General features: G+C 47.3%; 12 protein-coding genes. 9 read left to right on the top strand and 3 right to left on the bottom strand.

Going from position 1 to position 13,453, the window contains the following annotated elements; translation table 11 throughout:
• Positions 1-417 precede the first annotated feature (417 nt).
• From QUA70_RS03290 to QUA70_RS03280, 3 genes are all read right to left on the bottom strand, one after another.
• Positions 418-2,091: an asparagine synthase-related protein gene (locus QUA70_RS03290; protein ID WP_333324518.1), complete on the bottom strand. Its 1,674-nt coding sequence runs from the start codon at positions 2,089-2,091 to the stop codon at positions 418-420.
• A 13-nt stretch (positions 2,092-2,104) separates the two neighbouring features.
• Positions 2,105-3,550: a serine/threonine-protein kinase gene (locus QUA70_RS03285; protein WP_333344982.1), complete on the bottom strand. Its 1,446-nt coding sequence runs from the start codon at positions 3,548-3,550 to the stop codon at positions 2,105-2,107.
• Between the two features lie 132 nt (positions 3,551-3,682).
• Positions 3,683-4,687, bottom strand: a complete 1,005-nt coding sequence (locus tag QUA70_RS03280) for a LysR family transcriptional regulator (RefSeq protein ID WP_333324514.1) — start codon at positions 4,685-4,687, stop codon at positions 3,683-3,685.
• A gap of 243 nt (positions 4,688-4,930) precedes the next feature.
• Here QUA70_RS03280 and QUA70_RS03275 point away from each other — a divergent pair, with 243 nt between their 5' ends.
• The 9 genes from QUA70_RS03275 (at position 4,931) to QUA70_RS03235 (ending at position 13,234) form a co-directional block, all read left to right on the top strand.
• Positions 4,931-5,644 (top strand): NnrU family protein, encoded by a 714-nt coding sequence (locus QUA70_RS03275; RefSeq protein ID WP_333324512.1) that lies wholly within the window; start codon positions 4,931-4,933, stop codon positions 5,642-5,644.
• A 44-nt stretch (positions 5,645-5,688) separates the two neighbouring features.
• Positions 5,689-6,066, top strand: a complete 378-nt coding sequence (locus QUA70_RS03270) for a thioredoxin family protein (protein WP_333324510.1) — start codon at positions 5,689-5,691, stop codon at positions 6,064-6,066.
• A gap of 353 nt (positions 6,067-6,419) precedes the next feature.
• Positions 6,420-8,465 carry an NAD(P)H-quinone oxidoreductase subunit 5 gene (locus tag QUA70_RS03265; RefSeq protein WP_333324774.1) on the top strand — a complete coding sequence of 682 codons (2,046 nt, stop codon included), beginning with the start codon at positions 6,420-6,422 and terminating at the stop codon, positions 8,463-8,465.
• Positions 8,466-8,917: 452 nt separating this feature from the next.
• A complete protein-coding gene (gene ndhD1 / locus QUA70_RS03260; RefSeq protein WP_445251604.1) occupies positions 8,918-10,504 on the top strand; it encodes a photosynthetic/respiratory NAD(P)H-quinone oxidoreductase subunit D1 in 1,587 nt (528 codons plus the stop codon).
• A gap of 157 nt (positions 10,505-10,661) precedes the next feature.
• Positions 10,662-11,660 carry a restriction endonuclease gene (locus QUA70_RS03255; RefSeq protein ID WP_333324508.1) on the top strand — a complete coding sequence of 333 codons (999 nt, stop codon included), beginning with the start codon at positions 10,662-10,664 and terminating at the stop codon, positions 11,658-11,660.
• 262 nt (positions 11,661-11,922) lie between these two features.
• The gene (locus QUA70_RS03250) at positions 11,923-12,159 is read left to right on the top strand and encodes a type II toxin-antitoxin system Phd/YefM family antitoxin (RefSeq protein ID WP_333324506.1); all 237 of its coding nucleotides are present in this window, start codon (positions 11,923-11,925) and stop codon (positions 12,157-12,159) included.
• Positions 12,156-12,539: a type II toxin-antitoxin system VapC family toxin gene (locus QUA70_RS03245; RefSeq protein ID WP_333324504.1), complete on the top strand. Its 384-nt coding sequence runs from the start codon at positions 12,156-12,158 to the stop codon at positions 12,537-12,539. Before QUA70_RS03250 ends, QUA70_RS03245 begins: the two co-directional genes overlap by 4 nt.
• Before the next feature lie 60 nt (positions 12,540-12,599).
• Positions 12,600-12,872: a hypothetical protein gene (locus QUA70_RS03240; protein ID WP_333324502.1), complete on the top strand. Its 273-nt coding sequence runs from the start codon at positions 12,600-12,602 to the stop codon at positions 12,870-12,872.
• Entirely contained in the window at positions 12,869-13,234 is a 366-nt protein-coding gene (locus QUA70_RS03235; RefSeq protein ID WP_333324500.1) for a clan AA aspartic protease, read from the top strand. Before QUA70_RS03240 ends, QUA70_RS03235 begins: the two co-directional genes overlap by 4 nt.
• Positions 13,235-13,453: the final 219 nt, after the last annotated feature.

The raw sequence follows: 13,453 nt of genomic DNA, 5'->3' as shown, positions 1-13,453 counted from the left end.
TTGCGGGCGATTTCAAGAGACTGTTGGCGAATTTAAAAAGGGTGAAACAAAACATCCCATAATCATCGCAGGAGAGCTAAAGCAATCCTTGCAGGAGTCGTAAACTTTTTACCCCACCCCAACCCTCCCCGAACCCAAGGGGAGGGAGCAAGAAATTGACAAATGATTTAGGATTGCTATATACAGCGTATTCCAGGTTTATGAAATACACTGTATATCAAATCCGTTGGCATCGGAATGATTCATCTGTCTCTTCCGTTTCTCTGTATCCTCTGCGCCCTCTGCGGTTTAATTCGGTTCTATAAACAAGAGCGAAAACCGCCTAGGGAAAATGCCGCTGTCGATCGACAAATCTGGGCGTCAACTGCTGAAGTTGACACGACAAAAGGCACGGCCCCGTACCATAATTTGGGGTAACTAACGGCGATTCACTTGTAACCAAATTTCTAGCGTCACCAGTAGCCACAGCTTCAGCCCATAGCGGGGAAAAACTTCGCCACGATAGTTTAGCCACTCGCGAATTAGTGTTTGATCGAGATAAGGCGCGATCGCCGCATGACGATTCAGCAACAACGATCGCGCTTGCCGCTGCCAATCCCTCAAAAACCACTGCTGCATCGACATCACCATCCCACTTTTCGGACGGTTGACAATGACATCGGGCAGCAAATCCGCCACAGCCGCCTTGAGAACCGCTTTTTCCTGCGCGCCCGAAAGCTTATATTCTGGCGGAATTTGCAAACTCAGTGCCACCATCCGCGCATCGAATAGGGGCGATCGAGCTTTTAGCCCCGCCGCAGCCGTGAGATTATTCACCTTGGTCAAAATGTAATCGGCTCCTTTAAACTCAATGTTGAGCCGCATCAGCCGATTCAAAAACGTCGTTTCTGTCTGTTGCAATTCCTCAGCAAAGACGGAAGGCGCATTCTTCACCTTTTCCCAAACCTCCGGCTTCAGCAAACGTGGCAAATCCACATAGCATTTCTGAAACGAAGTCAAGTAAGCTGCGATCGGATCTGGTTTACCCTGAATCGAACCATACAAACTGTTGAGCAGCATCGGCTTATTTTTCGGCCCGCCAAAGCACGGATCGCCACCTTCGCCATTGAGTACCACGTCTGCGAATTGCTTTGCCGATCGCCCCAACAGCAAATTGGGAACCGTCAAGCCTTCCCCCACCGGATCATCCATCGCCGCCAGCGTTTCCGGCAGCAACTCCCAAATTTGCTTTGGCGAAACTTCTAAAATATGGTGCTCAGTGCCACAATGTGCTGCGACGATGTTGGCAAATTCAATCTCGCTGGGATATTGAGCGCCAAAGTGCATCGAAAAAGTGTGTACCGGACGATCGTGCAGCCTTGTGGCGATCGCCGTGACGCAACTGGAATCAATACCACCCGAAAGGTATGCTGCGACTGGTTCTCCCGCTGGTAGCGCTTCCTGCACCAGTTGTTCCAAAAGCGATCGCACTTGTTGACTATGCCATTCCAAAGGGCGATCGGCGTTAGTAATTTGCTCCTGTGGCTGCCAGTATCTCTGCGCCTCAATATCCGGTAAGTACAGGTAGCTACCGGGCCGCAACTCTCGCACCGCTTCCCACAGCGTTTGTGCTCCCGGTACAAATGCACAGCACAAATAGTCGCGCAAAGCAACTAAATCGAGTTCTCGATCGTGATACGGATTGAGCGATCGCAGTCGAGGCGCAATCCAGCGAGTCGTTCCTGTACGGGTGTAATAGAGGGTTTTGGCTCCAACGCGATCGCGCCCCAGACACAAGGTTTGCTCGTCTCTATCCCACACGGCAAGGGCAAATTGTCCTTCCAGTAAGCTCAAAGTTTGAGCGCCTGACTGTTCCCAGAGCCGGCCGACGATCGCCAAATCGGTCAATCCATCTGTATCAATATGTTGTTTGATAATTGGGGTGCGATCAAAGCAGCAGTCACCTACCAGCACAAATCGCTGATTGGGGCTGAAGGTGGGTTGATCTCCGATTATGGCAAAACCGGACGTTTCCCAAGTTGCAGGGTGGGATCGGGCTTCTGGGCCCCAAGCAATGACCCAATTCGGGTTAATCAACTTCTGATTTTGCATCGATTTAATTAGCTTAAAAAATATTAGAAAGTAACTTATAAATCAAGCGAAAAATAGCTGTGCCAGCGATCGCACCCAAAGCACCCAACCATCCCACAAACAACACGCCAGTGATCGGAGAATTCGGATAAATCGCACCTGCCGCCGTCTGTAAAACCGGAAAAAACCACAGCAAAGCCACAGTACCTGCACCAATAATCAACATCTCAGTTTGTTCGATCGCCCTGCGGTACTGGCCGTAAATCAAACCCGCCACAATCATCCCCAACAATCCAATACTCAAGCCAGGAGAGGGCAGCAAACTCGTCAGGGCGATCGCCAGCACCCCCCCCTCAAAACCCGTAAACGCCGCCCCCGACAAAACCTCCCAAATCGAAAAAGTCCTTCTCTGCGAAGGTTGCAGCCCTCCTGGAGGTGTTGCAGGAACCCGTACAGGAGGAGGCAGAGTCGGTTGAAGAGGTATCGGAGGTGGCGCCACCACGACTGTAGGTGGTTGAGAATGTTGTTGAGGCCGAGACATCAGAGCCGCTTCCACCTCACTCGCAGATTGAAAACGCTGGCTGGGAGCTGATAATAACATTCGATCGAGAACGTGAGCCAAACGCGAACTTACCGGCGCCCGCGAATGCCAATTCCATTCGTTTCTGTAACTATCAAAAAGCTCCGTCGGCTGCAAACCACTCAGCAAAGTAATACAAGTCACAGCCAAAGCATACAAATCCGTTGCCGGATAAACTTCTTGCCCGCTCATCTGTTCTGGCGGAGCGTAACCCAAAGAATAAATACCAGTCGAAGCTTTTGCACTCCCAACACTTTGTGTTACTTGTTTAACAGCCCCAAAATCTAATAAATAAAGGCGACCATTTTTAGCCCGCATAATATTAGCAGGTTTAATATCCCGGTGAATCGAACCGCGAGAGTGCACAAAATCGAGAACCTTCAAAATTTCCCGCAGCACCTCCACCGTTTCCGCCTCCGAAAACCTGCCTTTAACACCTAGTTCATCCTCCAAATTTGTACCGTCAATAAATTCTTGAACCAGATAGAAAAACTGATCGTTTTTTCCCGGCTGCAAACTCGTAACAGTCAGCTCAAAAAAAGCGAGCAAACTCGGAATTTGGGAATGTTCGTTTCCCAGTTCTTCTAGCACCGCCGCTTCCCGTTCAAACAGAGTTTGAGCGATTTTTAGCTGGGGCGGAGTTAGACTTACCGACGGCTGCAAAAGTTTAGCAACGCACTGCCGCATTGCGGGAGTATAGCGGTCTCTGGCCAAAAATGCCGCCCCAAAACCGCCTTGACCCAACAACCTCACGGGCAAATAGCGGCCGCTCAAAATCATGGGCATCCCGCAAGCGGTGCAAAACTTTTGCTGCACCGTTTTCAGCCGCGAACTGTCATCGAGGTCGGGAAAATAGTTTTGAGGGCGCGGGCAGCCCGGTCGGGTGCAGTAAACTTCCATTTTTGTTTGGTAAGAAGAAGGAAGAGGGAAGAAGGAAGAAGGAAGAGGGAAGAGGGAAGAAAAAGCGATTGTTAAATCAGAGTTGGATTTATCAACTAACCGCGAACTGCTAACTGCCAGCGACCTAATAGATTAAGCTCCCGCCGAGTTGGGAGTTGCTATTTCTATGAATCCCAAATCGAGCGCCGGGGGTTCTTTCCTCTCCTGGATGGTCGAATAAGTAGCAAACTGGGGCAAAATTTCATTGCTGAAAGCCTCTGCTGCTTTAGAACGGTAGCGGTTGGGGTTGTAAATCAGCGACAAAATTCGAGTTACCACAACTTCGTCCATTTGAGATTTGTGCAAGACGCCCATGAGCAACTCTTTTTCGATCGCCGAAACCGAGACAAAAGCAGCTCCCAGCCCCGACTGAACGGCATTTTTAATGGCTTCGATCGAATTTAGTTCCATCTCTATTTTCAACCGGCGCGTGTCTATGCCGCAGCGAGTCAGCACCTGATCGATTACTTTGCGGATCGTAGACTGCGAATCGAGGGATATAAACTGCAATTTGTAAAGGTCTTCTTTTTGGATAGTTTCTTGTTGTACCATCGGGTGAGACGGAGGAAGAATCAGAGCCAGTTCGTCCTCAGCGTAAGGAACAATTTCTAAAGCTTCTACAAGTTCGGTAGGAATTTCTCCGCCAACAATTGCCAAATCGATTTGCCCGTTGGCCACACTCCACGCCGTGCGGCGAGTGGAGTGAACGTGAAGCTGTACTGCTACATCCGGGTACTTTTGGCGAAACATCCCAATCATCCGGGGCAGCAAATAGGTTCCCGTTGTTTGGGAAGCGCCGACGATCAAAGTACCGCCTTGGAGATTTTGCAAGTCTTCCAGAGCTCGACAAGTTTCCTGGCAAAGCGATAAAATTTTCTCGCCGTAACTCAGCAGCAGGTGTCCGGCTTCGGTCAGTTGCGCCCGCCGCCCCCCCCGGTCAAACAGCGGCACGTCCAACTGTCTCTCTAAGTTTTGCACCTGCAAGCTAACTGCTGGCTGGGATACATAGAGGCTGTCCGCGGCGCGTTTGAAGCTTCCTTCAGAGGCGATCGCCTTGAGAATGCGTAACTGGTCTAAAGTGAAAGGAAGGTCAGACATATATCTAAATTGTCAGTTGTCAGTTGTCAGTTGTCAGTTGACGGTTGACGGTTGACTGTAGGCAGCGAACAGCAAACAGCGAACAGTCAACAGCGAACAGTCAACAGCGAACAGCGAACAGCGAACAGTCAACAGTCAACAGCGAACAGTGAACAGTTAACTGACTGATAACCGCTGAATGCTCCCATAGATACTTTGTGACACAAATTGGCCGAGAATCAATAACTTTTCTTAATATTTGCAATGACGATCGACTTGGCGCTCGACTCCCACTTAGTTATTCTGGGCCTGTTACTGGTTTTTGCGATCGCCCACAGCGGTTTAGCAGCCCTCCGGCCAAAAGGTGAAAAGCTGATCGGGCCGAGACTTTACCGCGTTTTGTTTGCCCTAGTCAGTTTGCCGCTAGCTGTCATTCTGATTGTCTACTTTTTCAACCATCGCTACGACGGCGTGCAGCTTTGGCAAGTACAGGGAGTACCCGGAGTTAAACCCGCAGTTTGGATACTTTCGGCAATTTCCTTTCTGTTTCTGTATCCAGCAACTTTCAACCTCCTAGAAATTGCCGCCATCCAAAAGCCCCAAGTTCACCTCTACGAAACTGGCATTATTCGCATCACCCGTCACCCGCAAATGGTGGGACAGGTGATTTGGTGCGTGGCCCACACCCTGTGGATTGGCACTAGCTTTACCCTAGTCACTTCCATCGGTTTGGTACTTCACCACTTGTTCGGAGTGTGGCACGGCGACAGTCGGCTTCAGGCTCGTTTTGGAGAATCCTTTGAAACCATCAAATCTCGAACCTCAATTATTCCTTTTTTGGCAATCCTGCAAAAGCGTCAAACCCTTGATTTGCTTGAGTTTCTGCGCCCTTCCTACGTAGGTGTAGTGATTTTTACCGGTTTGTTGTGGGAAATTCATCCTTTTTTGATGCGTGTAACTAGGAACATATACTGGTAGCATGATCCCTAGGATAGAAAAAAATTATTAAATTTTGAGGGCTCATGGTGTTGTCGGTTAGCGAACGCACTTTTGCACAAGAGGTGTTTCAAGCCTCTACCCCCGTTTTAGTTCACTTTTCGGCGCCTTGGTGCGGTTTGTGCCGCGCGATCGACCCCACGCTTAAGACTTTTGAGGCACAGTGGGCAGGAAAAGTCAAGCTCGTAGGGGTGAATGCAGATCAATGTTTCAAGTTGGCCCACACTTATCGGCTGACAAGTCTGCCCACGCTGATTTTGTTTGAGGGCGATAAAGTTCGATTTAGATTGGAAGACTACCAAGGACGCGAGGAACTGCGGCGGACTCTGGATTCCTGGATGCTCGCGGCTCACCTAGCTTCCCCATCTCAACGGCTGCAACTTCAGGAAGTAGCCAACCGGTAATGGTCCCAAGGCATTCGGCTCTGGTGTAGAAGGCATTCGGCTTTTATGTAGAAAGCAGAAAGCTTTCCCCATTTGTCTATCAACCATCTGACACCAAAATAAATCTCGCCGTCTTGAAGGCACAGGACTGTGAGATTTATCGTATAGTTTCTGTTGGCACGAGAATAATAATTTTCGCAGTTGAGTGCGATCGTCTCGCGAGGAAAAAAGTAGCGAGCGCGAGACGATCGCACTCCGGTATAGCGATACTTAAAGAATTGGAGCAAGTATTTTGGCCCAGTGGCGCAGCCGTGTGTCACAATTGTTTACAGTTTTGTCAATATCTAGTAGAAACTTTAAACTACCTATCAGTCATGGAACTGCTTTATCAATATGCTTGGCTGATTCCAGTCCTGCCACTGGCAGGCGCAATGCTAGTAGGTCTAGGCTTAATCACCTTTAACCAGGCAACCAACAAACTCCGACAAGCGAATGCGATATTAATCGTCTCCGCACTCGGAGGGTCAATGGTACTCTCTTTCGCATTGCTGTGGAGTCAACTACAGGGCCACGCACCCTACACCCGCACTATTCAGTGGGCTTCTGCTGGCGACTTCTCGCTGAATATGGGCTATATCATCGACCCCCTGACGGCGGTAATGCTGGCGATCGTAACCACGGTCGCCTTTTTGGTGATGATTTACACCGACGGTTACATGGCGCACGATGACGGGTACGTGCGCTTTTACGCCTACCTGAGCATCTTCAGCGCGTCGATGTTGGGTCTCGTAATCAGCCCGAACATCGTTCAGATTTACATTTTTTGGGAACTCGTAGGTATGTGTTCGTACCTGCTAGTCGGATTTTGGTACGATCGCAAACCCGCTGCTGACGCTTGCCAAAAAGCTTTTGTCACCAACCGCGTCGGCGACTTCGGCCTACTGCTGGGCATCCTCGGCATTTACTGGGCCACCGGCAGCTTTGAATTTGAGGTGATGGGCGAACGCCTGCACTCCTTAGTCGAATCCGGTGCTCTTTCGGCGACTCTGGCGACAATCTTCGGCGTCCTGATATTTTTGGGACCAGCAGCCAAATCCGCTCAATTCCCCCTCCACGTCTGGCTACCAGACGCAATGGAAGGCCCGACACCGATTTCGGCTCTAATCCACGCCGCCACGATGGTAGCCGCCGGCGTATTCCTGATCGCTCGGATGTACCCGGTGTTTGAGGGGCTGCCGGCAGTCATGAATTTGATTGCCTGTACAGGCTGTTTTACGGCATTTATGGGTGCTTCGATCGCGATTACCCAAAATGACATCAAAAAAGGCTTAGCCTACTCCACCATCTCCCAACTCGGCTACATGGTGATGGCAATGGGCGTCGGCGCTTACAGTGCCGGACTTTTCCACTTGATGACTCACGCTTACTTCAAAGCAATGCTGTTCCTGTGTTCAGGTTCAGTGATTCACGGTATGGAAGCAGTTGTAGGCCACAACCCTGCACTCGCTCAAGATATGCGAGTCATGGGCGGCTTGCGGAAATATATGCCGATTACCGCTTCTTGCTTTTTAATCGGAAATTTGGCAATCTGCGGAATTCCGCCGTTTGCTGGTTTTTGGTCAAAAGACGAAATCCTCGCCAGCGCCTTCGCAGCAAATCCCGCTCTGTGGGCTGTTAGCTGGCTGACGGCCGGGATGACCGCGTTTTATATGTTCCGGATGTATTTCAGCACCTTTGAGGGCGAATTCCGAGGAAATGACAGCGCCATCAAGCGGCAACTGTTGCAACCCGGTGTTGTTTTCGGCCCTGGAGCGATGAACGTTAAGGAATTGGCATCAACTGGTGACAGTCACGATGAGCACGACCATTTGCCTCACGAATCTCCTCTGACAATGGCTCTGCCGTTAGTGGTGCTGGCAGTACCTTCTGTGTTTATCGGTTTTCTCGGTACGCCGTTTGCCAATTATTTCGAGCAGTTTGTTCGTGCTCCTGGCGAGTCTCTCGAGGAAGTTTTGGAACACGCTGCTGAGTTCAATTTGACGGAATTTCTAATCATGGGCGGAAGCTCTGTAGGTATTGCTTTGCTGGGCATTACTTTGGCTTCTCTGATGTATTTGAGCCGTAAAATTGACGCAAGTGCGATCGCCCAAAAAATCAAACCGCTTTACGAGTTCTCCCTCAACAAGTGGTATCTCGACGATATCAACGAATTTCTCTTTGTCAAAGGCAGCCGCCGTTTAGCGCGGCAAGTCATGGAAGTGGATTTGCGAGTCGTCGATGGTGTCGTCAACTTGACAGGGTTTATCACCTTGGTTAGTGGCGAAGGTTTGAAATACTTTGAGAGCGGTCGCGCTCAATTTTATGCCCTGATTGTGTTTGTCGCAGTTCTGGGTTTTGCGATCGTTTCGGGAGTTAGTTAAATCTTTAGGGAAACGGCATTGTCCATTGGTGTCAACTTAAGGTAAAAGTTAGTACCGGTCTGCTGTCTGACGATGAGGCCTCGATCCCCCCTTAATAAGGGGGGAACTGGAAGCACTCAAAGTCCCCCTTCTTAAGGGGGATTTAGGGGGATCGAGACTCGAAAAAAAGCGACATTTATTATGGGCTTCAGTCTTAAGTTGACACCAATGAGCACGGTGGCGTGTCCACCAGGAGATATTTTAAGAAATGGTCTTAGGTTAATAGCTCCATAAGTCACAATTGACAATTAACCAATAGAAATAAATCTTTGATTAAAATTAACTGTTGCGATCGCATAATTTGTCCAAATAATAGCAAAAAAAAATGTTCCGTCTAAAGAAAGTATAAAATTTAGGCTAAAATTGGCAAAATGTGTTTAAACCTAATAACTGATGGATCATTTTAAAACGCAATGGATACAGCTAACTTTCCCTGGTTAACAACAACAATTCTGTTTCCCATTGCTGCGTCCTTGCTGATTCCTTTAATTCCCGATAAGGATGGCAAGACGGTGCGGTGGTATGCCCTAATTGTCGGTTTGATCGATTTTGCCCTACTTGTTTACGCTTTTTACACTCAGTACGACTTCAGCAATCCAGATTTGCAACTGGTAGAAAGTTATACTTGGGTGCAGCAACTCGATTTGAATTGGTCGGTGGGTGCTGACGGTTTATCGATGCCACTGATTTTGCTGACTGGTTTTATTACTACGCTGGCTACTTTAGCTGCTTGGCCGGTCACATTTAAACCGAAGCTTTTTTACTTTTTGATGCTGACAATGTACGGCGGCCAAATCGCAGTTTTTGCCGTACAGGATATGTTGCTGTTTTTCCTAGTTTGGGAACTGGAATTAGTCCCGATTTACCTGATTTTGTCAATCTGGGGCGGCAAAAAACGCCTCTACGCAGCAACTAAGTTTATTCTATACACCGCAGGCGGTTCGCTGTTTATTTTGCTGGGCGGGCTAACGATGGCGTTTTACGGCGATACGGTGACTTTCGATATGCGGGCGATCGCAGCTAAAGATTACGCCCCCAATGTAGAATTGCTCCTGTACACAGGTTTCTTAATAGCTTACGGCGTCAAACTGCCGATTTTTCCCCTCCACACTTGGCTCCCTGACGCTCACGGCGAAGCAACCGCACCCGCCCACATGTTGCTAGCAGGAATTCTGCTAAAAATGGGCGGTTACGCTTTACTGCGGATGAATGCGGGAATGCTCCCGGATGCTCACGCTACCTTCGCACCCATCTTGGTAATTTTGGGTGTGGTTAACATTGTTTACGCCGCCTTAACTTCTTTTGCTCAGCGAAATTTGAAGCGGAAAATTGCTTATTCTTCGATTTCGCACATGGGGTTTGTGTTAATCGGGATAGCTTCGTTTACCGATTTGGGTGTTAGCGGTGCAATGCTGCAAATGGTTTCCCACGGTTTAATCGGGGCGAGTTTGTTCTTTATGGTGGGTTGCACTTACGATCGCACTCACACCCTCATGCTCGATGAAATGGGCGGTGTCGGGCAAAAAATGCGTAAGGTTTTTGCTATGTGGACTGCTTGTTCTATGGCTTCTTTGGCTTTGCCGGGAATGAGCGGTTTTGTAGCAGAATTGATGGTGTTTGTAGGTTTTGCAACCAGCGATGCTTACAATCCTGTGTTTAAGGTTTGCGTGGTATTTCTAGCTGCTGTCGGGGTGATTTTGACTCCGATTTACCTGCTGTCGATGCTGCGTGAAATCTTCTACGGCCCTGAAAATAAGGAATTGTCGGAACACGAAGAGTTGGTGGATGCGGAACCGCGAGAAGTGTTTATTATTGCGGCTCTGTTAGTGCCGATTATTGGCATTGGTTTGTATCCGAAGATGCTGACTCAGGTTTACGATGCGACTACTGTACAGTTGACTGCAAAGTTGCGCGATTCTGTGCCTTCTTTGGTGGCTAAGGCTGCTACGGATAAAACTGTGTCTCTGCGTGCTCCTGCGATCGAGCCGAGCAAGTTGTGATTTAAACTGGATATATAAGAAAACCCCCAAACCCTATTTTAAAATAGGGTTTGGGGTTTTCTATTTGTTTTTTCGGTGGGGCGATCGAAACTGAATTATTTGGTAGTTGTGCTATCCTAGTAGTGCAGTCTCTGTTAAAAACATTACATTAGCAGCCATGCCGACACCTTCCACAAGTGATTTACCAAAACCTAAATCTTGGGATGAATTTGAGGATATTACATTGGAAATTTATAAACGAAAATGGCACGACAATCATGCACAGAAATATGGCAGAAGTGGACAGCCACAAAATGGTATTGATATTTATGGTCGGCAAAACAGTTCCGGCAACAAGTATATAGGTGTTCAGTGTAAAAGATATGAGGATAACAAGCTAACCAAGAAAATAATCAAGGAAGAGATTGTCAAAGCAGAAGGCTTTTCACCTCCACTCAGTGAGTACATTATTGCAACTACGGCATCAAGAGATACAAAGCTTCAAGATTTGGTCCAGTCTTTAAAGGAAGAGCGTGAATTAGAAAATAAGTTCCCTGTCTATATAGTGTTTTGGGAAGATATATGCAATGACTTGGCAGATCCCAATAATCGTGATTTACTCAAGAAGTATTATTCGGAGTGGGAAGAGATATTTAGCAATCAAGATAAATCTATAAGTAGTGAGCAGGTTGCATCTATTCATTGTCTTTTGAGCTTGGAAATACAGCAAGACTGCAACTTACTTCAGGAACTTTTTAATCAAAATCAAGATGCTTTATCGAAAAAATGGCAATCATGCTTTAGTGAAAATCGCGGCGTATGGCGAGATACCTCGTCTCGTTTACTTCTTGCTCCAAGTAGTAGAGAGTTAATGTCAAAAATTCAAATTTTTTACCAGCAATTGGATGATATTGAGAGGAAATGCAAAAGTCTACTTACCTTGAGATCTAGAATTGAATTGGTTGACTCAAAACCCATATATACAGATTCTAAGGGTGAGCTTTTGGGATTTGGTACAATGCCTTTATCACCTTTGGCTAGTTGCTTCTTCACAGACTCAGACCTGAGAGAGTTATTTAATTTAAAGGAAAAATACTCTACGAACTTCAATAAGCTGAAAGAAAAAGTTCAGGAAACGCTGAATCTTGGCAATCAAATAACTTGTGAGTTCAATTAAATTATGCAATTGCTCGGACTTGATATAACAAGCCAGTTGTAGGCCGACTGTATCGAGGTAGTTGAAAGTGGAGTTGAGAATTTTCAGGAACCGATCGTGCTTCGATCGCAATACCCAATACATTAAAAATACCAGTAGATTGATCGCTCTTTAATTCACTAATTATGATTCAAGACTTATCCTAACTGGGAGCATACGCTCCATCATCTACAATTGAGTGAGGCGGAGTATTCTCCATGAAGCTTTATACTGAGGCATTTTTATGTTGAACGTGACAGTTGACGAAATTCAGCGCGATCCTTCAAAGTTTCTGCGTCAAGTGGAAGCAGGTGCAACTTTTATTATCCTGCTTGCAGATAAGCCGATCGCCGAACTCAGGCCTATTTCTAGCAGCAAGCAATTGCGACCATTCGGTTTGTGTGCAGGCGAGTTTACTGTTCCAGATGATTTCGACGATCCTTTGCCAGAAGATATCCTCTGTGCATTTGAAGGTAAATGAAGATTCTGCTAGATACGCACATATTTTTATGGTTCATCAGTGGTGACGCCCAGTTATCAACATATGTTCGAGATGCAATTCGCGATCCAGATAATCAGGTCTATTTGAGTGCAGTTTCAGTCTGGGAAGCAATTGTCAAGTACCAGTTGGGTAAGTTACCTCTGCCGGATCATCCCGAAACATATTTACCCAAACAGCGCGATCTTCATCAAATTGTCAGTCTTTCTCTGGATGAAAGTAGCGTAGCTCAACTGGCTAAACTGCCACCATTACATCGCGATCCATTTGACAGAATGCTTATAGGTCAAGCTTTACAGAATGTTATGACTATTGCGACAGTAGATAGAGCAATTCGTGCCTACTCAGTCAACGTTATGTAGCAGTGTAAGTGAGCTATCATATCCATAACAGGATCAAAAGTTACAAAAAAGAGGGAATGTATGCAAACAATCCTTTTGAGTCGTGAAGAAGTCGCTCGTCGTGCGAAACATTTGTATGAGAGTACCATCCGCCAAAAAATTGAATTAGAAGAGAATATTGGCAAGATGGTCATCATTGATATTGAAACAGGTGACTACGAAGTTGATAAAACTGGGCTAAAAGCCGCACGTAGTCTGATGGCAAAGCATCCGTATGCTCGACTTTTTGGCATTCGTATTGGTTACAATGTGGCTGCTTCGTTCGGTGGTGTAATGGAGCGTGTCAACAAGTGATTTCTGGTATTGTGACCGATCGGCACGCGATCGTCGCGTTGACGTTTCTCCTCCCAAGCGGCTCTACTTTCCCGATCGAGTTTGTCATAGATACGGGCTTCACTGACTACCTATGTTTGCCACCGGAGGCAGTTACCTTACTGGGGTTGCCGTTCCTGTACGATCTGCCTGTAAACTTAGCAGATAACAGTGAAGTCCTAGTAGCAGTTCACGAAGCAATCATCCTTTGGGACGGGGAAGAACGAGAAGTTCGTGTATTTGCTACAGGGCGAAGACCTCTGATTGGAACTGCTTTGCTCGACGAGCAAGAACTTGTGATTCAGTTCACTGAGGGGGGATTAGTGACGATTGATGAGTTGTAGTTTCCAACGCTCGATCGCAATACCGAATACTTAAAAATTACCTGCGGTCGATCGCTCTTCAATGAGCGTGCGATCGCTGCAATACAGGTTTCTATCCTTATTGTTATCCCAAGAGTGCAATATTTGTTAAGGGCGATCGCGCTTCTAAGATTGTTACGGCTTCAGATCGAGCAGTTGGCGGTAATTGACACCCCCATCGATTACTGTACCGCCTCAGAT

The sequence above is a fragment of the Microcoleus sp. LAD1_D5 genome (genome assembly GCF_036702115.1).
GTDB lineage: Bacteria > Cyanobacteriota > Cyanobacteriia > Cyanobacteriales > Microcoleaceae > Microcoleus.
The sequence above is the reverse complement of the archived record's forward strand: the minus strand, read 5'-3'. Positions and strand labels throughout refer to the sequence as shown.

What these genes read in the sequence shown, in the direction of transcription:
- ndhD1 (WP_445251604.1), top strand. Translation starts at nt 8,918, where the DNA reads ATGGATACAGCTAACTTTCCCTGGTTAACAACAACAATTCTGTTTCCC.
- QUA70_RS03240 (WP_333324502.1), top strand. Translation starts at nt 12,600, where the DNA reads ATGCAAACAATCCTTTTGAGTCGTGAAGAAGTCGCTCGTCGTGCGAAA.
- QUA70_RS03285 (WP_333344982.1), bottom strand. Translation starts at nt 3,550, where the DNA reads ATGGAAGTTTACTGCACCCGACCGGGCTGCCCGCGCCCTCAAAACTAT.
- QUA70_RS03290 (WP_333324518.1), bottom strand. Translation starts at nt 2,091, where the DNA reads ATGCAAAATCAGAAGTTGATTAACCCGAATTGGGTCATTGCTTGGGGC.
- QUA70_RS03245 (WP_333324504.1), top strand. Translation starts at nt 12,156, where the DNA reads ATGAAGATTCTGCTAGATACGCACATATTTTTATGGTTCATCAGTGGT.
- QUA70_RS03250 (WP_333324506.1), top strand. Translation starts at nt 11,923, where the DNA reads ATGTTGAACGTGACAGTTGACGAAATTCAGCGCGATCCTTCAAAGTTT.
- QUA70_RS03270 (WP_333324510.1), top strand. Translation starts at nt 5,689, where the DNA reads ATGGTGTTGTCGGTTAGCGAACGCACTTTTGCACAAGAGGTGTTTCAA.
- QUA70_RS03275 (WP_333324512.1), top strand. Translation starts at nt 4,931, where the DNA reads ATGACGATCGACTTGGCGCTCGACTCCCACTTAGTTATTCTGGGCCTG.
- QUA70_RS03265 (WP_333324774.1), top strand. Translation starts at nt 6,420, where the DNA reads ATGGAACTGCTTTATCAATATGCTTGGCTGATTCCAGTCCTGCCACTG.
- QUA70_RS03255 (WP_333324508.1), top strand. Translation starts at nt 10,662, where the DNA reads ATGCCGACACCTTCCACAAGTGATTTACCAAAACCTAAATCTTGGGAT.
- QUA70_RS03280 (WP_333324514.1), bottom strand. Translation starts at nt 4,687, where the DNA reads ATGTCTGACCTTCCTTTCACTTTAGACCAGTTACGCATTCTCAAGGCG.